We start from the raw sequence: 20,976 nt of genomic DNA, 5'->3' as shown, positions 1-20,976 counted from the left end.
GGGCTTATGAACGCAACCACCATCATCAACGCGCGCGCAAAAACTATGGACGGGGCGGGCGGCACCGCGACGTCGATACGCATGGGCTTCGGCCGCATCCTGGAGGTGGACAGCGAGCCAGCGCCCGGCGACACGGTGATCGATGCACGCGGCCGCACCGTCATCCCGGGGTTCAACGACGCCCACGCGCACAGCGTGTGGTTCGGCCAGACACTGCGGGAAATCAACCTCGGTGGCGCGCGCACGCGTGGCGACGTGCTGGCGGCACTGCGGACGGGAAGCACTGGCGACTGGGTCGTAGCCAGCGGATTCAATCCGAACCTGCTCACAGACGGGCCGGTGCCGATCGCCGACTTCGATCACGCAACCGCGGGCAAACCGCTGTTGATCAAGCACAATTCCGGGCACGCATACACGGTCAACAGCGAGGCGCTGCGCCGAGCCGGAATCGATCCGGCGAACCCGCCGCAGATAGAAGGCGGAGAAGTGGTCGTGGACGACACCGGCAACGCCACTGGGTTGCTGGACGAAAACGCCATGCGCCCGATCAACGATGTGCTGCAGCCGGAAAGCGAAAGCAACATCACCGACGCGCTTGACCGCGCCGGGCGGCACTACCTCGGCGAGGGCATCACCTCGGTGACGGACGCAGGCGTCGCAGGCGGCTGGATCGGACACAGCCCCCAGGAGTTCGGCTTCTACCAGCGGGCGCGCGAGATGGGAAAGCTCCACGTGCGTACGCAGGCGATGATCACTCTCGACGCGCTGCACGGCATCGACGGCCACGAGGGCGACCCGGAGGTGCACGGCCTCGACGCCGGCATCCGCACTGGACTTGGAGACGATCTGCTGCAGATCGGGCCAGTGAAGATTTTCACCGACGGATCCTTGCTGGGAAAGACAGCGGCCATGACCGAGGACTACGCCTGCTGCTGCCACGCCGGGTACTTCCAAGGCGACACCGAAACGATGCGTTCGCGTGCGCTCGCGGCAGCGGCCGGCGGGTGGTCGCTGGCATTGCACGCGATCGGAGACAAAGCGGTGGATTTTGCGCTGGACGTGATCAGCGAAGCCGTCGATAAGCATGGGCCCCGCACGGTCCCGCACCGCATCGAGCACGGCGGAGTGGTGCGGAACGACCAAATCGAGCGCATGGCCAAGACCGGAGTCGTGCTCGTGCCACAGCCGCGCTTCATCGCGGAATTCGGAGACGCGATGGCAGAGGCGATCGGCGCCGAACGGGCAGCACTTTCCTACCCGGCGAAGCGGCTGCTCCAGCGCGGCGTGGTGCTGCCGGGCAGCTCCGACAGGCCAGTGGCCACGGGCACCCCGCTCGCCGTGGTGCAGAGCTTTGTCGAACGCACCACGGCCGCGGGCAAAGAGTACGGGCCGGAGGACCGGATCACCGTCGACGAGGCGCTGTACGCCTACACCGCGGGATCCGCCGCGGCGACAGGCTGGGCTGGGAAAAAGGGGCAGATTGCGCCTGGCCAGCTCGCAGATCTTGTGGTCCTGGGAGCCGATCCAGCCGAAGTGCCGGCCAGCCAGATCGGCGACATCCCCGTTGAGGCCACTGTGCTGGGCGGGCAACTCGTCCACGGCAGCTTTTAGGAAGGACTTGAACACAATGCAGACCATTCAGCCAACAGATGAGCGGTTCCTCTCGGATTTCGCGGCGATGAGCAAGAACGGCGCAACCCCCGGCGGCGGCGTGGAGCGCCAGGCCGCAAGCGAGGGCGACGTGAAAAACCGCGCCTGGTTCACCGGCGTGCTCGAGGGTTTCGGCGCGGAAGTCGGCTTCGACGAGATTGGCAACCAGTACGGCCTGTTTGAGCTGGTGCCGGGCGCCCCTTACGTCGCTGTTGGCTCGCACCTGGATTCGCAGCCACTCGCAGGACGCTTCGATGGCGCGTACGGCGTGCTCGCCGGTGCCCACGCCGCCGCGCGTGTGGCCGCGAAAGCGAAAAGCGGCGAGCTGACACCCCGGTTCAACCTCGCGGTGGTGAATTGGTTCAACGAGGAAGGCTCCCGCTTCGCCCCGTCGATGATGGGCAGCTCAGTCTTCACCGGCTTCCTCGACCTCGGGGTGGCGCGTGAAGCCACAGACCTGCAGGGAGTTACAGCGGGCGAGGCCATTGATGCGGCGAAGTGGGCGCCGCTTATCGACGCCCCAAAGGTAGCCACCTACGCCGAAATCCACGTCGAGCAAGGCCGGGAGCTGGAAGATAACGGCAACCAAATCGGCCTGGTCACCGCCACCTGGGGCGCAAGCAAGTTCGCCGCCACAGTTCGCGGCGAGCAGGGCCACACTGGATCCACCATGATGCGGGACCGCCGCGATGCCCTGTTCGGCGCCTCGTTGGTGATTGCCGGCGTGCGCCGCCTGACAGAAGAGTTTGAGGAAGGGCAGCTGCAGGCGTCGGTCTCGCAGCTCACGCTGGAGCCCAACTCGCCGGTGACCATCGCGCGCGAGGTCCGCTTCAACGTCGACCTGCGCTCCCCTTCCGCGCAGGTGCTGGAGAAGGCGCGGGCGCGTGTGGACGAGATCGTTGCCGCCGCCTCCGACGAGGCAAAGGTCGATGTCGACCTCGAGCTCACACACGAATGGGCGCTCAACCCCTACCCCGAGGCCGGCGTAGAGCTGGCGCGCACGTGCGCAGAGGAACTCGGACTGTCCCACCAAGAGATCTTCACGGTGGCGGGCCACGACTCAACGAACATGAAGGAGCACTACCCCACCGTCATGCTGTTCATCCCCAGCGTCGACGGCATTTCCCACAACGAGGCCGAGTACACCACGGATGAAGACTGCCTCACCGGACTGGCTTTGCTTACCCGGGTGGTCGAAGAGTTGGCGGTTGGCAAGCTCGCACCCGATGAACGCTGATGCTCACCTGATTCAAACCAACCAATTCAGATGGCAATAGCCCCTACGAAAAGGATCCACACTTATGTCCACTACGTTTAGCCGGTCTTCTTCCGGCGAAAAGATACATGGCGGTCTGCCTGAGCTGCACAGCGACGAACACATCGCGCAGTCCCGCGCCGAGTTCCAGATGGACCAGCTCTCAGCGGCTGACGCTGAGGTGATCAAAGAAAACCGGGCCGGTGACGTACCAGACGGAAACTTCTTGTCCTGGGCCATCACACTGTTCGGCACCGCTGTCGGCGCCGGCATTCTGTTCTTGCCCATTGATGCCGGAAGTTTCGGCTTCTGGCCGCTACTTTTCGCCACGTTCCTTGTCCTGCCGCTCGTGTTTTTCTCCCACCGCACGTATGCGCGCATTGTGTCCGCGTCCCCGGAAAAAGGGCTGGATGTCTTGCAGGTCGTCACAGCCTTAACCGGGCGCAAGCGCGGCCTGGCTACAGCCATCCTCTACTGGCTCGCCATCTACCCGACGGTGCTGATCTACGGCATCTCCATCACCAACACGGTGGACAGCATGATCGTCAACCAACTCAACGGGCCGCACGTGAACCGTGTCGTGCTCGCCACGATTTGCGTGGGCCTGATGACGGGTGCGTTCGCCCTGGGCAAGAAAGCAACCCTGTGGCTGGCCAACATCCTTGTCTACCCCCTCATCATCGCCCTCGCCGCGGTGTCCATCTACCTCATTCCTAAATGGGACCTCGCCGGCTTCATGGAGTACGAATCTGGCACTCCGCTGTGGAAGTCCATGCTGCTGCTTCTGCCGGTGATGGTGTTCTCCTTCAGCCACATGGCGGCGCTGTCCCAGTTCGCCCTCGACGTGCAAAAGAAGAAGAAGGGCGACGTCGCGGCCACCGAGCGCGAAGTGTCCAAGATTGAGCTGATCACCGCGATCATGCTCGTGTTCTTCACCATGTTCTTCGTGTGGTCCTGCTCGCTCACCCTCGGTGCGGAGGGCATGGATGAGGCCCGCGCGCAGAACATCCCGATCCTGTCCTACTTCGCCAATGTCACCAACACCCCGTTCATGGCGGTGATCAGCCCGGTGATCGCCATCTGCGCGATCGCATCTTCCTACTTCGGCCACATGCTGGGCACCGAGGAAGGAACGTCCTACCTCATCCGCGTGGCGGCTCCGAGCGTAGCGGACAGGATTAACCCGCAGGCGTTGCGCTGGTGCATCTACGTCTTCGTGTTCGTGACTACGGTTCTGGTGGCAGTGCTCAACCCGTCGATTCTGACGCTGATTTCCGCGGTCGGCGGCATCTTCGTCGCCTTCCTCGTCTACATCGTGCCCAACCTGCTGTTTAACAAGGCCACCGCGTTCAAGCATTACGCTCGCCGTCCAGACACGATTTTCGTCCTCATCATGGGATTGATCATCATGGGCGTGACTATCTGGCAAATGTTCTAAGAAAGGACCGCTTGTGCTTCGTGCAGATCTTTCCCTCTTCCCGGACTACAAGCCCGGAAAGTCCGACGAAACAAAATTGAAGTTGTCCGCCAACGAGGCGAACTTCGGGCCCCTGCCTACCGCGCTAGAAGCGATCCGTGAATCGGCGTTGCGGGCGAACCGGTACCCCATCTCCGGCTCGCCGGTGTTGCGAAAGGCGTTGGCTGATCGCCTAGGTCTATCGGAAGAGCAGGTTGCGGTCGCGCCCGGGGCGTCGGCGGTGATCCAGCAGGCCGTACTGATGACGTGTGCGGCAGGCGATGAGGTCCTCTTTCCCTGGCGCAGCTTCGAGGCATACCCGCTCTACGCTCGCGTCGGCGGGGCCACCCCGGTCCAGGTCCCACTCGGCGAGGATGAGGCGATTGATTTGGATGCGGTTGCAGACGCAATCACAGACCGCACCCGCCTCATCATCATTTGCAACCCGAATAACCCCACCGGCCTGACCATCACCAAAGACGAGTTCACTGAATTCATGCGGCGGGTTCCGGAAGACATCGTGGTGGTGTTGGATGAGGCGTATTACGAGTTCAACGATGCCAAGGACACTCCGGACGGCGTCGAGGAAATCGCGAAGTATCCAAACCTTATCGGTGCGCGTACCTTCTCTAAGGCCTACGGTTTGGCGGGGTTGCGTGTCGGCTACGGCTTCGGCAACCCGGAGCTGATTCGCTCGCTCGGTCTAGTTGCGCTTCCGCTCACTGTCACCGAACTTTCGGAGCTTGCAGCCGTCGCGTCGCTGGAGGCGCATGATGAACTCATGGTGCGAGTTAAAGAGACTCAAGCCCAGCGCGACCGGGTCTCTGAGGAGCTCGGCGTACAGCGTTCTCACGGAAACTTCGTCTGGATTCCAGGCGTGAACGGCGCTGAGATTGAGCAGAAGATCAGTGCCGAGGGCATCATCATCCGCAGCTACCCAGATTCGGGAGCGCGCGTGAGCATTACCGACGAGGCAGAGACTGATCAGTTCCTTACCGCATGGCGGCGCGCGGGACTGCCTGTTAGCACGTAAGACAGCCTGCTGTTCGCCCGTTCCTGCCGTAAAATAGCGCTATGACCAGCGTCTTCTACACCACGTATTAGCGGCCGAGCTTCGGCAGCTGGATTGCGCCGGACTGCAGCGCGAAGTTCGCGATTAGGCCGAGCACCGCGAGCACAACAGTGGCGATGATGCCGCCCTTGATGCCCGCCTCCAGCGGCTCGGACTTGTAGTCCTCGCCGTCCAGGCACGCCTGTACAGCCTGGGCGTTGTTCGCCTTCTGCTGCGCCGCGGTGTCGGTGGAACCGAATGCCTCGCCGACGGCCGCGGCGGTGCGCTGGATGCCGGTGAGCTTGTTCAGCTCCACGCCCTCGATCCCCTTCTCCGCCACGATTTCCTGGGTGACGCTCTTGGAGCCGATGCCGTCGAGCTCAAGCTTGCACACCGGAGTGTTCTTGCTGCCGGCCATGGTGTTGGACGCGGCGTCTGCGGGGCCGGCCGCCAGGGAAACGGCCATCGTGGCGGCAACCGCAGCGGCGGTGAACTTCTTCATGGGAAACTCCTGTTCAGGGGCGGGAAACAACAATAGTCAATATATCCTGCGCCGAGACGGCTGTCCGCAAGAGGCCGTGGTGTACACCCGTGGTCTCCCCAGTTATTGCTGCGAGTCGTGGTGTTTTATGATTCCGTGTGGCTTAAACCACTCACATCTTAAGGAGTACCTTTGACCACAGCGGGCAAAGAGTTCAATTTGGACCACCTCACCGTCGCCGACAAACGGCAGGTAGAGGAAAACCGGTCCGGCGCCGTCCCCGACGGCGGCACCCTGTCCTGGGCTATCACCCTGTTCGGCACCGCTGTCGGCGCCGGCATCCTGTTCCTCCCTATCGACGCCGGCAGTTTCGGCTTCGTCCCCCTACTGCTGATCACCCTGTTCATCGGCCCGATGGTGTTCTTCTCGCACCGCACCTACGCCCGCATCGTGGCCGCTTCCCCGGTCAAGGGCCTGGACGTGCTGCAGGTGGTCACCGCGCTCGCCGGCCGCAACCGCGGCCTGATGACGGGCCTGATGTACTGGCTGTCCATCTACCCCATCGTGCTCATCTATGGCGTGAGTATCACCAACACGATGGACAGCTTCGTGGTCAATCAGCTCCACGGCCCCGAGGTACCGCGCTGGCTCATGGCCATCCTGTGCGTCGGCGTGCTCACCGGCGCCTACGCCTTGGGCAAGAAGGCCACCCTGGCCTTTGCGAACCTGCTGGTCTACCCCCTGATCATCGCGCTGGCCGCGGTGTCGTTCTACCTCATCCCCCAGTGGGACCTGGCCAGCTTCCGCTCCTACGAGTCCGACGTGCCGTTCTGGAAGGCGATGCTGCTGATCCTGCCGGTGTTCGTGTTCTCCTTCAACCACATGCCGGCGATGTCCCAGTTCGCTCTGGACGTGCAGAAGAAGTACCCGGATGACCTGGAGTCCACCAAGAAGGCCGTGGCGAAGACCGAGCTCATCACCACCGGCCTGCTGGTGGTGTTCACCATGTTTTTCGTGTGGTCCTGCACCCTGGCGCTGGGCGCCGACGGCATGGACGCCGCCCGTGAGCAGAACATCCCCGTGCTGTCCTACCTGGCCAACGAGACCCACACGCCGTTCCTGGCGATCCTCTCCCCGATCGTTGCCCTCTGCGCGATTGCGTCGTCCTACTTCGGCCACGTCATGGGCGCCGAGGAAGGCACCACGTACCTGGTGCGTGCCGTGGCCCCTGGCGTCGCTGAGCGTATGGACCCGAAGAAGCTGCGCTGGGGCATCTACGTCTTCATTTTTGTCACCACGGTGATCGCCGGCATCCTCAACCCTTCGATCCTGGACCTCATCTCCGTGGTCGGCGGCGTGTTCATCACCTTCCTGGTGTACATCGTGCCGATGCTGCTATTCCGCTACGCCAAGGACTACCAGCGCTACGCCAACAAACCCGAAACCTGGTTCGTGTTCGTGCTGGGCGTGGTGATCATGGGCGTGGCCATCTGGCAGATGTTCGCGGGGTAATCACCTAGAGGTGCACGACTTCGAAGTCGCCGTGCTCGGCGAGGTACTCCGCCGCCACGGAGCGGTGGCAAACTCCGGGGTCGGGCTCTGAGCAGAGGAAGGCGGAGCCGTCGATAAGCTTGGGCATTGTGCGCTTGGCATATTCGGCGCGCAACTGCTTCGCAAACTCGTCGAACGGCAAGCCCTCCTTGCGGTACGCGCGCATGAGGTCCTCGCTGGGCGCGAGTGCTAGCTCGTGGGAGTAGCCGATGCCCGCGATGGTGTCGAGGAACCACGGCAAATCCGACTCCTTGGTAAAGCCGGCGAGCTGGTTTGTGTTGTGCCGCCGGATATCCACGACCTGCTTCACGCCATTGTCCCGGAGAATGCTGAAGAATTCCTCCGCGGTCTTCTTGCTGTAACCGATGGTGTAGAGCTGCATGTTTGCGACCATAGCGGTGCGGCTCGCGGTACGTTGGCGCGGTTGCGGACTCCGCATTGCGGACAATTTCGGGTGGACCAACTATTGGTAATTGCCAACGAAAAGTGGGTCGAGACTGTCGGAACTCGAGCGGCAGGAACTGTGATTTTGTAAAAGTTTACATGCGAAACAGTGCATAAGCTCGCTACCTGCGGTGTTAAATCTGGACGCTCGTCTTAATTGTCGATTCGTACAAAACCACCTAGAACCCGCCCCCACCGAGAGCCCACCCAGAACCTGCTCCGCCCCGGGCCCCGCGCCGGGCGCCTGCATCCAAACGCCCTTAACTACACTGCATAACCATGACTGAGGCGACCCCGCACCGCTATACGGCCGAGCTGGCCAACACCATCGAGCAGAAGTGGCAGGCGTACTGGCGCGACAACCAGACGTTTTATGCCCCGAACCCGGTCGGCGACCTTGCCACCGGCGAGGAGCTGCCCACAGACAAGCTCAACGTCCAGGACATGTTCCCCTACCCCTCTGGCGCGGGCCTGCACGTGGGCCACCCGCTGAGCTACATCGCCACGGACGTCTACGCGCGCTACAACCGCATGCTGGGCAAGAACGTGCTGCACACGCTGGGCTACGATGCCTTCGGCCTGCCCGCGGAGCAGTACGCCATCCAGACGGGCACGCACCCGCGCGTGACCACCGAGGCGAACATCGCGAACATGCGCCGCCAGCTGGCCATGCTGGGTCTCGGCCACGACCCGCGCCGTTCCGTGGCCACCACGGATCCGGAGTTTTACAAGTGGACGCAGTGGATCTTCCTGCAGATTTACAACGCCTGGTTCGACGAGGACCTGCAGAAGGCCCGCCCGATCGAGGACCTGGTCAAGGACCTCATGTCCGGCGCGCGTCAGACGAAGGACGGCCGCAACTTCCGCGACCTGACCACGGAGGAGAAGCACAAGGCTATCGACGAGTTCCGCCTCGTCTACCTCTCCGACTCTATGGTCAATTGGTGCCCGGGCCTGGGCACGGTGCTGGCGAACGAGGAGGTCACCGCCGAGGGCCGCTCGGAGCGCGGCAACTACCCGGTCTTCCGCAAGCGCCTGCGCCAGTGGATGATGCGCATCACCGACTACTCGGACCGCCTGCTCGACGACCTTGACCTGCTCGAGTGGCCGGAAAAGGTCAAGAGCATGCAGCGCAACTGGATCGGCCGTTCCCGCGGCGCGGACGTGCATTTCGCCTCCCCCGCCGGCGACATCACGGTCTTCACCACCCGCCCGGACACCCTTTTCGGCGCGTCCTACGTGGTGCTTGCGCCGGAGCATCCGCTTGTCGACGAGCTGGTCACCGCCTCCTACCCTTCCGACGTGGACAGCCGCTGGACCGGCGGCACCGACACCCCGCGCGAGGCAGTCGATGCCTACCTGCGCTCGATCGCCGCGAAGTCTGACGTGGAGCGCCAGGAGAACAAGGAAAAGACCGGCGTGTTCCTCGGCTCGTATGCCGTGAACCCGGTCAGCGGCGAAGAGGTGCCGATCTTCATCGCCGACTACGTCCTCACCGGCTACGGCACCGGCGCCATCATGGCGGTGCCGGCGCACGACGATCGCGACTACGAGTTCGCTACCGTCTTCGGCCTGCCCATCACCCCGGTGCTGGACGGCGATGTCTCCGAGGCGGCGTTCACCGGCGACGCGGAGCACATCAACTCCGCGAACGAGGACGGCCTGGATCTCAACGGCCTGGGCAAGGGTGAGGCTATTGAGCGGGCGATCCTTTGGCTCGTCGATAGGCAGAGGGGTTCCGAGAAGATCCAGTACAAGCTGCGCGACTGGCTGTTCGCGCGCCAGCGCTACTGGGGCGAGCCGTTCCCGATTGTGTACGACGAGAACGGCCAGGCGCACGGGCTGCCCGAGGACATGCTGCCGGTGGAGCTGCCGGAGGTGGAGGACTACAACCCCATCGCCTTCGACCCCGACGACGCCGACTCCGAGCCCGCCCCGCCGCTGGCTAAGGCCACCGACTGGGTCGAGGTCGAGCTGGACCTGGGCCACGGCAAGCAGAAGTACTGGCGCGACACCAACGTGATGCCGCAGTGGGCCGGTTCCTCCTGGTACCAGCTGCGCTACATCGACCCGACCAACGCCGACGCGCTGGTGGACATCGAGAACGAGCGCTACTGGACGGGCCCGCGCCCCGACGCGCACGGCGAAGGCGACCCGGGCGGCGTGGACCTCTACGTCGGCGGCGTGGAGCACGCGGTGCTGCACCTGCTCTACGCCCGCTTCTGGCACAAGGTGCTGTTTGACCTGGGCTTTGTCACCTCCCAGGAGCCGTACCGCCGCCTGTTCAACCAGGGCTACATCCAGGCCTACGCCTACACCGACTCGCGCGGCGTGTACGTGCCGGCCGCCGAGGTGGAGGAAAAGGACGGCAAGTTCTTCTACCAGGGCGAAGAGGTCAACCGCGAGTACGGCAAGATGGGCAAGTCCCTGAAGAACTCCGTCGCGCCCGATGATGTGGTGGAAGAGTACGGCGCCGACACGCTGCGCGTCTACGAGATGTCCATGGGGCCTTTGGACACCTCCCGCCCGTGGGCGACCAAGGACGTCGTCGGCGCGCACCGCTTCCTGCAGCGCCTGTGGCGCCTGGCCGTCGACGAGGCCACCGGTGAGACGTCGGTCGTGGACACCGCGCTCACGGACGAGGACTCCAAGGCCCTGCACCGCACTATCGCCGGCGTGCGCGATGACTACGAGCACCTGCGCGACAACACCGTCGCCGCCAAGCTCATCGAGTACGTCAACTACCTGACCAAGACCTACCCGAACGGTGCGCCGCGTGCCGCCGTCGAGCCGCTGGTGCAGATGGTCTCGCCGCTCGCACCCCACATCGCCGAAGAGCTCTGGTCGGTGCTGGGCCACTCCGAGACCATCACGTTCGAGCCGTTCCCGGAGTTCGAGGAGCAATGGCTTGTCGACGACACCGTGGAAGTGCCCGTCCAAATCAACGGCAAGGTCAAGGCGCACATCGACGTCGCCACCGACGCCTCCAAGGACGACCTCGAGGCCGCAGCACTTGCCGACGAGCGCGTCGCCGACCTGGTGGCCGGCAAGAACGTGGTGAAGGTGATCGCCATCCCGGGCCGCATGGTCAACCTGGTGGTGAAGTAGGGGGCTTGGGCTTTGGGGCGGGGGCCGCCCGGCCCCGGCCCGCCCGACCCCAATTTATTCACCCGCCGGGGCCTCCTCGGTGAACAAATCCCTTTTTGAGTGGTTGAATTGTTCATTTTCCCCAGGTCGCTACGCCCACGAGAGTGATCTATTCATCGCGCGGTGAATGAATTTGCCCGGGCGGCGAAAGTCGGGCGGGCCGGGCCCTGCCCCGCGACCCCTCCCGACACATCGCGGCCGAATCTGTCAGGCGGCCCGCAAACCCCCAGGTCGGCGCAAACGGCTGCCGTGATGTGTCAGGAGCCCGGCCGGCCCGGCCCCGCCTGCCGCCCGGGTCTGTGACTGGTGTGACTGATAAAGTCCCAAGTGAACGGAACCCACGATCACGAAGGATGAGTGCATGTCCACCCCTTATAACGGCGGCGGGTACGAGCCGTACCCGGAGCACCCGGAAGGCAGCCACCCGGAAAACGGCACCGGCGACACCGGCGACCGGGCCGGCGACTACCCGGCCTACAGCAGCCCGAACACCGAAAGCACCTACGACGCGTTCGAGGTGAACTCGGCGGCGTCGATGGCCGGCGCCTCCGCGTTGCGCTTCCACGGCCAGCAGCTCACTGACAACGCCCCCGGCGACGGCGTGTCCCCGCACCCGATCAACGACCCGGCGTCGAACGGCTGGTTCCACGTGAAGGGCACCGGCAAGCTCGAGGTCATGGAGGCGCTGAGCTGGGGCGGCAAGGCGCTGTTCGCCAACGCCAAGCTGTGGATCCCGCTGGGCGTGGCCTGCACGGTGCTCGCGGTGCTGGGCCAGTTCTTGCCGGGCGCGGGTGCAGCCATCGGCTCGATCGGCATGCTGCTGCTCGCGCCGTGGATGGTTGGCGTGGCGTTGCAGCAGACGCTGGTGAAGCAGTTCACGTACAACGAGGCGAAGGCGCCGGCGTACGGCAAGACGCTGGGCGTGACGGCGCTGCTCGGCGTGCTGGCCTTTATCGTCTCCATGATCCTGCTCATGGTGCTCGCGTTCGGCGCGCTGACCACCATCGACCCGTCCACGCTGCCGGATAACCTGGAAAACCTCACCCCGGAGGAGATGTGGAACATCGTCCGCCCGATTCTGGGCGCGTTGGCCGTCACGGGTGTGATTGGCCTGCTGGTGCTGCCGTTTTTCACGTTCCAGGCGTGGTACGCGGCGGATAATAACGGCTCGTTCGGCAACGCTATTTCCGCCGGGTTCAAGGCTGGCGCGTCGAATTACCTGAAGATCCTGGGCTTCGTGGTGCTCGCCGGGTTGATCAACATCGTTGGTGCGGCGCTGTTCTTCGTCGGCCTGATTGTCACGATGCCCGGCACCATGCTCGCCGCGGCGCACGCGTACCGCCAGATCTCCGGCGGTCCGGTGCCCAAGGAAGCTACAGCGTAACGACGGCGCGTCCGCTCCACCCACCATCGAGCAGCGAACGCCCAACTTCTTTAACGCCGTCCAATCCGACTTCTTCGGTGCGGATGGCGTTGGTGTCTACGGATTCGTCGAGGAGCGACCACGCCTCGTCGCGAAGCTTGTTCGGCGCGTCGACGGAGTTGATGCCCACCAGCTGCACCCCGCGCAGGATGAACGGCAGGACGCTGGCGGGCAGGTCGTTGCCGGCGGCCATGCCGCAGGCGGTGGCCACGCCGCCCCACTGCAGCTGCGACAGCGCGTTGGCCAAAACGGGGGAGCCGACGGTGTCCACCACGCCGGCCAGGCGAGCCTTCTGCAGCGGCTTGCCGGCCTCGGCGAACTCGGCGCGGTCCACAACCTCAGCGGCGCCGAGCTCCTTCAGCCAGGCGCCATGCTTATCGACGCGCCCCGTCAACGCCCACACCTCATACCCCCGCGCCGCCAGGAGCTGCACCGCGATAGATCCGACGCCGCCGGTGGCGCCGGTGACGAGCACGGGGCCGTCGAGAGGCGAAAGCGCGACGCGCTCCAGACCTGCGACCGAAAGTGCTGCGGTGTAGCCCGCGGTGCCGATCGCGGCCGCCTCGAACGCGGAGAAGCGCTCGGGCACGCGGGTGATGTCTTTAGCGTCGATACGCATCTGCGGGGTGTAGCCGCCGTGGCGGCGCTCACCGATGCCGCGGCCGTTGACGGTGACCAGCGTGCCGTCCTCGAGGGTGCCCACCGCGTCGATGCCCGGCACCGTCGGCAGTTCGCGCAGGATGCCGCGGTTGCCGGACAGCGCCATCGCGTCCTTGTAGTTCACCGACGAGTGGCTCACGTTGATCAGGGTGTCGCCCTCACCCGCGAACGCCGCTTGCGGCTCTATGATCTCCGGTCCATTTTCAGTGACAATCAAGCTGCGATTCATGGCCGCCAGCATAGGCGCACAGGCTGATGTCTGCGGACAGTTTAATCTGGTGTCATGGTTTCCGTGCGGCCGACGACTAGGGTGCTGAAGACGCTCAACGGATCTGACAAACTTCCCCCGCGAACTGCCGCGGCGTACCGATGTGCAACGCGAGTCGACGATCCAGATACGCAGGTCAACTACCTGCGGGAGGCGGTTTCACACGCCCAAGAGGAGCTCGCATTAGCCACCTACATTCAGAAGAGATTCGACCAGGGCATCTTCGAACGGCACCGCAGTTTCGCGGATCCCATCTTCGAGTCGCGCGACACGGCGCGGCCAGCTGGCGCGGCGCTGTAGTGCACGCGGGAGGCGAGTATGCCTGGCTTGTCTATGTGGCAATCCACGACCACTTCCACTCGGAAGTGAAAGCTGCATTGCAAGGTATGCGGCGGGCCGGCACACTTGGACCAAGCGGCGCCGCGGGTGGCGGGCGCGACCTTACGCTGTGAACCGGTGCACAACCAGAGCCATCGAGTGACCCCCAAGGTCAGGTGGCGCCCCCTCGATGGCGGCGCGGCACCCGGAGCCTAGGAGCCAAGCTGGCCAGCGTCCGGCGAACCGCGAATTCGCCCCGCGACAAGGCCGCGCCGGATGGTCGCCCTCGGACCGCGACGCTGCGGCTGGCGAGGGAGCGGACCAGGGTCAGACCGAGGAGAGCGCCCTTGCCTTGATCTGGTCGAACTCCTGCTGGGTAATCGCTCCCGAGTCGAGAAGGGCCTTCGCCGAGGCGATCTCATCGGTCGGGCTCGATCCGGCGGAGCCGCCGGCGACGGACTTGATGTACTCATCCTGCCGCTGCTGGAGCTCCTGGCGCGCCTCGACCGCGCGGTCGGTCATCCCCCGACCTCGAACAAGCAGGTACGCGAGCATTCCGATGAACGGCAGCACGATGATGAACACCACCCACAGCGCCTTCGCGAAGCCGCCGAGGTCCTTGCTGCGGAAGAGATCTCCGAAGATCCACCACAGGGACATGAGCCATGCGAAGAAGATGAAGAACTCGAACATGGCGAGTAGGAATGAGCCGTTGTCGTCGAACATCTGCTGACTGCCTCCTGACTGGATGGACGCTGGCCGAGCGGTCCACGCGGACCCCAGCGCACGACGGTTAGGAACAAGGACGTGCTCGGGCCATCGCCGAACCACTTTAGCAGCTCTTCCTCACCAAGTGTGGTAGCCGGGTTGCGACACGCTGACCGGGTTGGGCTGGTGAAGAACATCAAACACAAGCGGACCCGGCCCTACAGACCCCAGACCAACGGGAAGATCGAACGCTTCCACCGCACCCTGGCCGATGGCTGGGCCTACGCACGCTGCTACACCTCCGAGGCCGAGCGCCGCGGAGAGCTCGACGGCTGGCTCCACTACTACAACCACCACCGCCCCCACACCGCCTGCGGCAACCAGCCACCCTTCTCACGATTGACGGGCATTGAGGCCAAGTCAACTGCTAGGCAGCCATGAAGATCGCCATGCCGACCAGGAGAAGGACCCCGTAGAAGGGTGCAATCGACCATGAAGCCCACACGCGCCCGCGAGGGATCCAGCAGTGGAGCCGCGCCAAGGTGCGTTCCCATCGGGTAACGGGCTCAGGAGTCGGATCGGAAGCGTGCGCAACATCCAAGGAGAAGAGCGGTACATCGCGAGTTCCATTTGCCACCGCGTCGTAGAGCGCGCGATACGCCTGCTCCTGCCGGAGGTAGTTCGCGTCGAGGAAGCCGAATAGTCCAGCCGCCAATACCCCCAAGAGCGCGACAGTTCCTGCATGTTGAGTCAACGCGTAGCCATATGTCGCAGTCACAATAGGGAGAAGCCACGCCTTGGCATTCGCGGAGGCGGCTGACATCCTGGTGACCACCGCCTGGATGAAGTCGAGGTGCTTGCGCACGTCCTCGGCCTTCGCAGAACCACCTTCGGCGGCCGTCATGAGGGCGGCACCTGTCGACAAGCGATTCGCAGCTTCTCCCATGCAGCGTCCTTCTGCTCCTCGGTGTAGTTCGTTATTGGCGGCCAGATGCGACCAACGGAGTCGTTGCTCCATCGAGGGACGATGTGAACGTGGAGGTGGAACACAGTTTGCGTGGCAGCTCTCCCATTCGACTGGATGACGTTGAGGCCCTCAGGACGCAGCACGTGCTTGACCACTTGAGACAATCGGGTGGTCGCAACGCCTAGGTGCCGCGCGAGCTCGTCGTCGAGACTCCAGATGTCCGAGATATGGTGCCGGGGAACCACCAAGGTGTGCCCCAGTGTGGCAGGCTCCAGCGGGAAGAAGGCAACTACGTGTTCGTCTCGATACACCTCCCGCGCATCCGGATCCTCCCGCTGCACGATCTCGCAGAAGGGACACTCTTGAACGTCGATCATGGCCGCACAACCCCCTGCGCAGACCACCGTTCCAAGTTGTCGACCAACTTGCCGTACGTGGCCTTCGAATCGATGCCACCGGTCCAACTCAGGACGGTCGGATCGAAGACCGGGATGCCAGCAGCGGGATTGAAGGGACTCCGCCCCAGGGAATCCACGCTTCCCATCGAGGACAGTCCGTGGATATGGACGCCAAGAAGGGGTTTCCTGTCGGCCCATGCCTTCTTGATCTCGTACTTGACCCAGGGGCGACTGGCTGTCTCTTGACCGATGAGCACGATCACTGCCTTCTTGTATGCCATCTCCTTCTGGATCCAGTTCTTGATCGCCTGATCGCCCTGACGGCGAACTGATTCCCATCCCTGAGCGTTCAGCAGTGGCTGCCCCTCCAAGGCGTTGATGTTGCGCACCAACTGGACGCGGTGAACGTCGCGGAGATAGTGGAACGAGTAGAAGACGGACTTAGCCATGATTCCCGAGCGCCTTCCTTTCCCTGCGGCCAGAGCGTCCCGGACGAGCCATGCTTATCAGCTCCGTCTGACACTTCGCCCGAACCGTCTTCGAACTGCTGCAAACGCGAAGACTGCCTTGACTGGTTGACAGGCGCAGCGGTGTTCCCGCTCCGGTGGCACTGCTAGAAGACTAGACCTGAGACCCAACGCACCCAAGGCCGCCAGTTTTCGACCAACGTCTTCGGTCAGTACACCTAGAGGTCCTCCAGCTCCGACAGGGCATCGCCCGAGTATTTGGAATGCGCAGAATCATGGGTGTCGTGCAACGCGTTGGCGACGAACTCCGCCCCAGCCTCACGAGTCGCCATGAAATCGCGGAGATCGGACATCTTTAGGCGCTGGTGGCTGCCCACGAGGTGGAAGGGAAGGTCACCGTCCCTCATAAACTTTAGCAGGTGCGGGCGGCTCATTTTCATGAGCTTTGCAGCCTGGTTCGGGGAGAGCTCCGCATCGTCGGCAAGCAAGTTCACGGTGATGCCGTCTTCGTTTGCCTCCGCGACCCGCTGAAGAAGGACACCCAGCGGGGAATCTTGTTCCTTGCGTATGAATTCGCGCAGACGCTCAAGTTCCGCCTCGCCGAGCGAATTCCCCTCCAACTGACCAAGCAGTGCGTTGGACATGGGGTCCTCCTTCCATCGTTCATCTGTAATAACTGTAACTGCGGGCCGGCGGGAAGTGCAACCCCACGGTTATCCACTTCATATGCACCATCCAAGCCGCAAGCAGAATCTGCGCCTACGGTGGGCCGGGTGAAATCAACGAGCAAAACCAACGACGCCGCTACCCACGTCGCGGCGGTGGTGACCGCGCTGGTCGTGCTCGCGTTCACGGTGGGCAAGGCGTTCGTGTCCATCCCAGGGTTGTGGTCGGCGGAGTCGCACCAGGTCAGCCAGATCCGCCTGAACCCGCTGGAGACCTTCGAGTACGCGCGCGTGTGGTGGGGCCCGTGGTTGAACCTGTTCGGCAACATTGCGCTGTTTCTGCCGGTCGGCTTCGTCGCGTACCGGGGGTCGGTGGGGCGGGCGGTACTGTTCGGCCTGGTGTGCAGCCTCGGCATCGAGGTTGCCCAGTACGTGTTCTCGTGGGGCTACAGCGACACTGACGACGTGCTCTGCAACGTCGTGGGTGCGTGGCTGGGGGCGGGGGCGGCCGGAGGGACGTCGAGAGGCAATCGCGCAACGGTGCTGTGGTGCATCGCCGCGGCCGGTGCGGTCGTGCTGGTTGTGTGGGCGGCGCTAGGGTTGAGCGCATGAGTGAGCGCGGATGGTTTACCAGGCGGGTCTTCCCCGACGGCGGGGAGCCCGACCCGCGCTTCACCCTGGCCAACGAGCGCACCTTCCTCGCCTGGACCCGCACCGCGCTGGCGTTTCTCGCGGGCGGGATCGCGCTCGAGGCGTTTGAGCTGCCCGGCATCGAACCCGGCGTGCGCAAGGTCGCGGCCGCTGCGGTCATTCTGATCGCCATGGCCATTTCCGCAGGTGCGGCGGTGCGGTGGGTGCGCATCGAGCGGGCCTTGCGTCACGACGAGCCGCTGCCCGCCCCCGCCATCATCCCCGTCTTGTGCGTGGTGGTGTTCGTCGCGGCGATGGTTGTGGCGGTGAGCCTGCTCGCATGATCGCCGTCGCCGACCCCGGCCTGCAGCCGGAGCGCACCGCCATGAGCTGGACGCGCACCGCGCTGGCCATGCTCGTCTGCGCGGCCACGCTGCTGCGGTGGGCCGGTGCTTACCCGGCGCTGATCGTGGTGGCGTCGGTGGTGCTGGCGGCGGGCGCGCTGGTGATCGTGGCGCTGAACCGGCGCGCGTACCGCTTCGAAGCCTCCGCGCTTGCCGACGAGCGCAGCGCCCCCAACGCCGCCGCCGTGTTTTTGCTGACCGCGATGATGCTCGGCACCGGCGGGCTGGGGCTGTACCTGGTGGTGGGGTGAGGGGCGGGCCGCGCGGTTAGCCGTTACGGAAGCGTTTTGTCTGCTGGTAGTTATTGCGGTGGACGCGCATCATCGCGCGGCCCTGGTCGGAAAGGTGGGAGTGTCCGGGGGAGGTTTCCTCCACGACGTTGAAGGCGTAGAGCCAGGGGATGAGGAAGTCCATTGACTCGGGTGGCGTGGCGCCGCCGTCGCCGATGAACCATTCGATGGTGGCTTCCCAAAGCTCCCACCCCACCAGTGCTTCGAACAGGCGGAGCGAGTGCTCGACGTAGAACCTGTGGGTGGAATCGTCAGCCAGGAACTGTTCGCCCGCCTTGGTGAGGGTGATGACGCCCTTGCGCTTTTTCAGCAGCCCGGATTCCACGAGCACGTCCGAGACCTCGTCGGGGTCCCGTAGCTCGGTGATCGCGACGATCCCGCGCGCAGTCTCAAGCGGCAGGAGTCCCCTTTTCAGCGTGACGCCGTCGGCGAACAGCTCCACGAGCTGCTCGACTACACCGGTGAGGGTGAGCGGGGGCAAATCGTCGAAGGAGCCCGGCACCTCTACCCCGCCCGGCCCGCCAAGCATGTCGCCGAAGAACTCGGTCACGGCGTTGATCATGGTGGGGTTGCGCTCCGGGTGCGGGTCCATGTCGATGATCTGGAGCAGGTCGGGGCGGGACTGGAGGAAGTCGTCGAAGTGCTGGGCCAGGCCGGGGCCGTCGCCGTGCTCGTCGGCGGCGGCGACCTCGTCGAAGAACATCTCCTCGGCGACGTTGCCGATGCGGGTGGCCACGGACACCGGGTCGGCCTGCGTCATGCGGTCGAGCATCCGCTCCGGCGGCATGACGGGCAGGTAGGAGAACATCAGGGTGATGGTCTCTAAGTCCGGCTCGATGCCGGCGGCCAGCAGGCGGGCTTGGTTGCGGAAGGTGGTCATCAGCTCTGGTCCCGAGCAGGCTTCGACGACGTCGGGCCCGGCGGCGTCGATAAGCATGGGCGTAGGCCCCTCGATGTTGGAGGGGCCGAGGACCTCGACGTGGATGTTCCAGTTGGCGGCTGGGTCGTAGACGTAGGTCATGGGCCGCATCTCGGCGACTGTGAGCTCGTTTTCCTGGTGCTCGCCGGGGCCGGGCACGGCAGTAAAGACGGAGCGCTGCGTGCCCTCCTGGCTGACGTAGAGGTGGGTGGCGGCGCCGGTGAAACCGAGGGACGCGTCGATGATCTGGGAGAGTTCGCCCAGCGTCATGGTCTCTTCGACGTTTACGCAGCGGGAAATTTCGGGCGAGGTGCCCTCCACGATCATGAGCACTGAAACGGTCATACCGGCAACCTTACGGCCTAAACCACGAACAGGAAGGCGCACACGACGGCGGTCACCGCGCCCGCGGTCAGCGGCACGGCGGTGCGGCGGACCACGTCAATCGGGTTGACCTGAAGCGCACCCGCGACGATGAGCACCGCGGCGTTGACCGGGGAGGCCTGGCGCATGGTGTTGGAGGCGGCCCAGATGGAGGTGAGCATCTGCGGGGCGGACACGGCGGAATCCGCCGCGATGCCCGGCACCATCTCGGAGAACGCGAAGTAGGGCGCCACGCCGGAGCCGGTGAGCAGCGCCATCGCGGCGGTGGCGAGCACGAACACCAGCACCATCAGCACGGCGGCGCCGGAGGAGGCCTGGGCCAGGTTGGTCAGGGCCTCGATCACGCCCATCTGCGTGATGCCCTCCACCAGGATGGCGGCGGCGACGATCAGGGAGACCACGCCGGCGGCACCCTCGCCCAGGCCCTTGAAGAACTCCTGCAGGGAGTCGGTGGCGTAGTTGACGTCGCGCAGGCGGATGGCCTCGATGATCATGGTCACCATCAGCGAGACCACGGTCACCGGCAGGATGCCGGCCTCGAAGGAAACCACGCCCAGGCGGTTCAGGGCGGCGGAGACGATGATCAACAGCAGCGGCAGAAGCGGCAGGATGGCGTAGAAGCCGGGCAGGCCCTCGGCGCGCTCGACGGCTTCGCGGATGCGGCGCTCGGACTCGCTGTCCTTGGCCGCCTCAAGCTCGGCGTCCGACGCGCCGGCACCGGACTTGACCAGGTCTTTCTTGTCGCAGTGGCGCTGCCACCACATGTGCACAAACGCGATGACCACCAGCGCGGGGATGGTGGCTTTGGCCACGTTGCCGAAGGTGAACTCGGTGACGGTCATGCCGGTCAGCTCCGCGCCCTGGATCAGGCCGGCCTCCAGCGGCGACGGCGCGATGGTGGAGGCGGTGGCCACGATCGCGCCGACGGTCAGCGGCGTCAGCCCCGCGGCGATCAGCGCCGGCATCAGCGTGGCCACGAGCAGCAGCGACAACGCACTGGCAGAAGGCACGACGAAGGACAACAGCGTAGCGACGGCAAACCCGATGGGCACGAGCCAGTAGGAGCCGTGGAAGCGGCGCAGCGGGCTGGACAGCGCCACCACCGTCTTGGCGTCGGCGCCGATGTGGCGCATGTAGCCGACGAAGCCGAACAGCACCATGATCGCCATGCCGGTGCCGGCGAAGCGGGACTTGAACAGGGACTCGATGATCAGCAGCTCGTCGTAGAACGCGTTGCCGGAGGACTCGATGTCCGCGGTGGAGTGGTCAATGCGCCCGGTGGCTGCGGCGATCATCAGCAGCAGCACGCCGACAGCGAAAATGGAGGAGGCCGCGTGGACCTTCTTGGCAATGAAGTAGCCGACGGCAATGACGGCGAGAATGGCAAAGAAAATATAAAGCACGCTGCGATTATGCAGTGCGAAACCACACCCCGCTGGG

At 64.5% G+C, this 20,976-nt stretch carries 21 protein-coding genes and 1 pseudogene; 12 read left to right on the top strand and 10 right to left on the bottom strand.

All coding sequences use genetic code 11. From position 1 onward, the window contains the following. Nucleotides 1–6: 6 nt before the first annotated feature. The 4 genes from H0193_RS08165 (at nt 7) to H0193_RS08150 (ending at nt 5,394) form a co-directional block, all read left to right on the top strand. The gene (locus tag H0193_RS08165; protein WP_181889344.1) at nt 7–1,611 is read left to right on the top strand and encodes an amidohydrolase; all 1,605 of its coding nucleotides are present in this window, start codon (nt 7–9) and stop codon (nt 1,609–1,611) included. A gap of 16 nt (nt 1,612–1,627) precedes the next feature. Then, on the top strand, nt 1,628–2,887 hold the full coding sequence (locus tag H0193_RS08160; protein WP_181889343.1) for a M20 family metallo-hydrolase: 1,260 nt from the start codon (nt 1,628–1,630) through the stop codon (nt 2,885–2,887). Nucleotides 2,888–2,951: 64 nt separating this feature from the next. Next, nucleotides 2,952–4,343 carry an aromatic amino acid transport family protein gene (locus H0193_RS08155; protein ID WP_181889342.1) on the top strand — a complete coding sequence of 464 codons (1,392 nt, stop codon included), beginning with the start codon at nt 2,952–2,954 and terminating at the stop codon, nt 4,341–4,343. Nucleotides 4,344–4,356: 13 nt separating this feature from the next. Continuing rightward, a complete protein-coding gene (locus H0193_RS08150) occupies nt 4,357–5,394 on the top strand; it encodes a histidinol-phosphate transaminase (protein ID WP_181889341.1) in 1,038 nt (345 codons plus the stop codon). Nucleotides 5,395–5,461: 67 nt separating this feature from the next. Here the strand turns inward: H0193_RS08150 and H0193_RS08145 are convergent, their stop codons facing one another. Further along, nucleotides 5,462–5,914: a hypothetical protein gene (locus tag H0193_RS08145; protein WP_181889340.1), complete on the bottom strand. Its 453-nt coding sequence runs from the start codon at nt 5,912–5,914 to the stop codon at nt 5,462–5,464. 171 nt (nt 5,915–6,085) lie between these two features. Between H0193_RS08145 and H0193_RS08140 the strand changes: the two genes are divergently transcribed. Further along, nucleotides 6,086–7,405 carry an amino acid permease gene (locus H0193_RS08140; protein WP_181889339.1) on the top strand — a complete coding sequence of 440 codons (1,320 nt, stop codon included), beginning with the start codon at nt 6,086–6,088 and terminating at the stop codon, nt 7,403–7,405. A gap of 4 nt (nt 7,406–7,409) precedes the next feature. On the opposite strand, the gene H0193_RS08135 is transcribed toward H0193_RS08140, so the two are convergent. Continuing rightward, nucleotides 7,410–7,826: a DUF488 domain-containing protein gene (locus H0193_RS08135; protein ID WP_236883437.1), complete on the bottom strand. Its 417-nt coding sequence runs from the start codon at nt 7,824–7,826 to the stop codon at nt 7,410–7,412. A gap of 341 nt (nt 7,827–8,167) precedes the next feature. Here H0193_RS08135 and leuS point away from each other — a divergent pair, with 341 nt between their 5' ends. Further along, nucleotides 8,168–10,996 carry a leucine--tRNA ligase gene (leuS, locus tag H0193_RS08130; protein ID WP_181889337.1) on the top strand — a complete coding sequence of 943 codons (2,829 nt, stop codon included), beginning with the start codon at nt 8,168–8,170 and terminating at the stop codon, nt 10,994–10,996. Between the two features lie 400 nt (nt 10,997–11,396). After that, nucleotides 11,397–12,419: a hypothetical protein gene (locus H0193_RS08125; protein WP_181889336.1), complete on the top strand. Its 1,023-nt coding sequence runs from the start codon at nt 11,397–11,399 to the stop codon at nt 12,417–12,419. On the opposite strand, the gene H0193_RS08120 is transcribed toward H0193_RS08125, so the two are convergent. Then, a complete protein-coding gene (locus H0193_RS08120) occupies nt 12,409–13,347 on the bottom strand; it encodes an acrylyl-CoA reductase family protein (RefSeq protein ID WP_181889335.1) in 939 nt (312 codons plus the stop codon). The genes H0193_RS08125 and H0193_RS08120 overlap by 11 nt on opposite strands. A gap of 54 nt (nt 13,348–13,401) precedes the next feature. Between H0193_RS08120 and H0193_RS08115 the strand changes: the two genes are divergently transcribed. Then, the gene (locus H0193_RS08115; protein WP_070472274.1) at nt 13,402–13,686 is read left to right on the top strand and encodes a hypothetical protein; all 285 of its coding nucleotides are present in this window, start codon (nt 13,402–13,404) and stop codon (nt 13,684–13,686) included. A 345-nt stretch (nt 13,687–14,031) separates the two neighbouring features. Here H0193_RS08115 and H0193_RS08110 read toward each other — a convergent pair whose 3' ends face one another. Further along, entirely contained in the window at nt 14,032–14,430 is a 399-nt protein-coding gene (locus H0193_RS08110) for an SHOCT domain-containing protein (protein WP_181889334.1), read from the bottom strand. A 174-nt stretch (nt 14,431–14,604) separates the two neighbouring features. Between H0193_RS08110 and H0193_RS08105 the strand changes: the two are divergent. Continuing rightward, nucleotides 14,605–14,853, top strand: a pseudogene (locus H0193_RS08105) (integrase core domain-containing protein); the annotation flags it as partial. Here H0193_RS08105 and H0193_RS12225 read toward each other — a convergent pair. The 4 genes from H0193_RS12225 to H0193_RS08090 all read right to left on the bottom strand — a co-directional run bounded on the left by H0193_RS12225 (nt 14,840) and on the right by H0193_RS08090 (nt 16,888). Then, on the bottom strand, nt 14,840–15,316 hold the full coding sequence (locus tag H0193_RS12225) for a hypothetical protein (RefSeq protein ID WP_202032106.1): 477 nt from the start codon (nt 15,314–15,316) through the stop codon (nt 14,840–14,842). The pseudogene H0193_RS08105 and the gene H0193_RS12225 overlap by 14 nt on opposite strands. Then, nucleotides 15,313–15,756, bottom strand: coding sequence for an HIT family protein (locus tag H0193_RS12220; RefSeq protein ID WP_141741251.1), 444 nt, complete (start codon nt 15,754–15,756; stop codon nt 15,313–15,315). Before H0193_RS12220 ends, H0193_RS12225 begins: the two co-directional genes overlap by 4 nt. Beyond that, nucleotides 15,753–16,226 (bottom strand): TIR domain-containing protein, encoded by a 474-nt coding sequence (locus H0193_RS08095; RefSeq protein WP_181889333.1) that lies wholly within the window; start codon nt 16,224–16,226, stop codon nt 15,753–15,755. The genes H0193_RS12220 and H0193_RS08095 overlap by 4 nt, the downstream gene beginning before the upstream one ends. Nucleotides 16,227–16,462: 236 nt before the next feature. After that, nucleotides 16,463–16,888 (bottom strand): excisionase family DNA-binding protein, encoded by a 426-nt coding sequence (locus tag H0193_RS08090; protein ID WP_070472254.1) that lies wholly within the window; start codon nt 16,886–16,888, stop codon nt 16,463–16,465. A 129-nt stretch (nt 16,889–17,017) separates the two neighbouring features. On the opposite strand from H0193_RS08090, the gene H0193_RS12475 reads away from it, so the two are divergent. The 3 genes from H0193_RS12475 to H0193_RS08075 are packed head-to-tail and all read left to right on the top strand — an operon-like array spanning nt 17,018 to nt 18,194. Further along, nucleotides 17,018–17,521: a VanZ family protein gene (locus H0193_RS12475; RefSeq protein ID WP_181889332.1), complete on the top strand. Its 504-nt coding sequence runs from the start codon at nt 17,018–17,020 to the stop codon at nt 17,519–17,521. Next, entirely contained in the window at nt 17,518–17,883 is a 366-nt protein-coding gene (locus H0193_RS08080) for a YidH family protein (RefSeq protein ID WP_181889331.1), read from the top strand. Before H0193_RS12475 ends, H0193_RS08080 begins: the two co-directional genes overlap by 4 nt. After that, complete coding sequence (locus tag H0193_RS08075) at nt 17,880–18,194, top strand: DUF202 domain-containing protein (RefSeq protein ID WP_181889330.1); 315 nt, start codon at nt 17,880–17,882, stop codon at nt 18,192–18,194. Before H0193_RS08080 ends, H0193_RS08075 begins: the two co-directional genes overlap by 4 nt. Before the next feature lie 16 nt (nt 18,195–18,210). On the opposite strand, the gene H0193_RS08070 is transcribed toward H0193_RS08075, so the two are convergent. Continuing rightward, complete coding sequence (locus H0193_RS08070) at nt 18,211–19,497, bottom strand: IS1096 element passenger TnpR family protein (protein ID WP_181889329.1); 1,287 nt, start codon at nt 19,495–19,497, stop codon at nt 18,211–18,213. 17 nt (nt 19,498–19,514) lie between these two features. Continuing rightward, nucleotides 19,515–20,939 (bottom strand): C4-dicarboxylate transporter DcuC, encoded by a 1,425-nt coding sequence (gene dcuC, locus H0193_RS08065; RefSeq protein ID WP_181889328.1) that lies wholly within the window; start codon nt 20,937–20,939, stop codon nt 19,515–19,517. Between the last annotated feature and the right edge of the window lie 37 nt (nt 20,940–20,976).

The sequence above is a fragment of the Corynebacterium haematomassiliense genome, from assembly GCF_013978595.1.
In the GTDB taxonomy this organism is placed as follows: domain Bacteria; phylum Actinomycetota; class Actinomycetes; order Mycobacteriales; family Mycobacteriaceae; genus Corynebacterium; species Corynebacterium lehmanniae.
The sequence above is the reverse complement of the archived record's forward strand: the minus strand, read 5'-3'. Positions and strand labels throughout refer to the sequence as shown.

Bases quoted from the DNA above. Each gene is read 5' to 3' on its own strand.
- H0193_RS12220 (WP_141741251.1), bottom strand. From the start codon at position 15,756: ATGATCGACGTTCAAGAGTGTCCCTTCTGCGAGATCGTGCAGCGGGAG.
- H0193_RS08135 (WP_236883437.1), bottom strand. From the start codon at position 7,826: ATGCAGCTCTACACCATCGGTTACAGCAAGAAGACCGCGGAGGAATTC.
- H0193_RS08070 (WP_181889329.1), bottom strand. From the start codon at position 19,497: ATGACCGTTTCAGTGCTCATGATCGTGGAGGGCACCTCGCCCGAAATT.
- H0193_RS08155 (WP_181889342.1), top strand. From the start codon at position 2,952: ATGTCCACTACGTTTAGCCGGTCTTCTTCCGGCGAAAAGATACATGGC.
- H0193_RS12225 (WP_202032106.1), bottom strand. From the start codon at position 15,316: ATGACGGCCGCCGAAGGTGGTTCTGCGAAGGCCGAGGACGTGCGCAAG.
- H0193_RS08075 (WP_181889330.1), top strand. From the start codon at position 17,880: ATGATCGCCGTCGCCGACCCCGGCCTGCAGCCGGAGCGCACCGCCATG.
- H0193_RS08160 (WP_181889343.1), top strand. From the start codon at position 1,628: ATGCAGACCATTCAGCCAACAGATGAGCGGTTCCTCTCGGATTTCGCG.
- H0193_RS08080 (WP_181889331.1), top strand. From the start codon at position 17,518: ATGAGTGAGCGCGGATGGTTTACCAGGCGGGTCTTCCCCGACGGCGGG.
- H0193_RS08145 (WP_181889340.1), bottom strand. From the start codon at position 5,914: ATGAAGAAGTTCACCGCCGCTGCGGTTGCCGCCACGATGGCCGTTTCC.
- H0193_RS08095 (WP_181889333.1), bottom strand. From the start codon at position 16,226: ATGGCTAAGTCCGTCTTCTACTCGTTCCACTATCTCCGCGACGTTCAC.
- leuS (WP_181889337.1), top strand. From the start codon at position 8,168: ATGACTGAGGCGACCCCGCACCGCTATACGGCCGAGCTGGCCAACACC.
- H0193_RS08165 (WP_181889344.1), top strand. From the start codon at position 7: ATGAACGCAACCACCATCATCAACGCGCGCGCAAAAACTATGGACGGG.
- H0193_RS08110 (WP_181889334.1), bottom strand. From the start codon at position 14,430: ATGTTCGACGACAACGGCTCATTCCTACTCGCCATGTTCGAGTTCTTC.
- H0193_RS08120 (WP_181889335.1), bottom strand. From the start codon at position 13,347: ATGAATCGCAGCTTGATTGTCACTGAAAATGGACCGGAGATCATAGAG.
- H0193_RS08125 (WP_181889336.1), top strand. From the start codon at position 11,397: ATGTCCACCCCTTATAACGGCGGCGGGTACGAGCCGTACCCGGAGCAC.
- H0193_RS08115 (WP_070472274.1), top strand. From the start codon at position 13,402: ATGGTTTCCGTGCGGCCGACGACTAGGGTGCTGAAGACGCTCAACGGA.
- H0193_RS08090 (WP_070472254.1), bottom strand. From the start codon at position 16,888: ATGTCCAACGCACTGCTTGGTCAGTTGGAGGGGAATTCGCTCGGCGAG.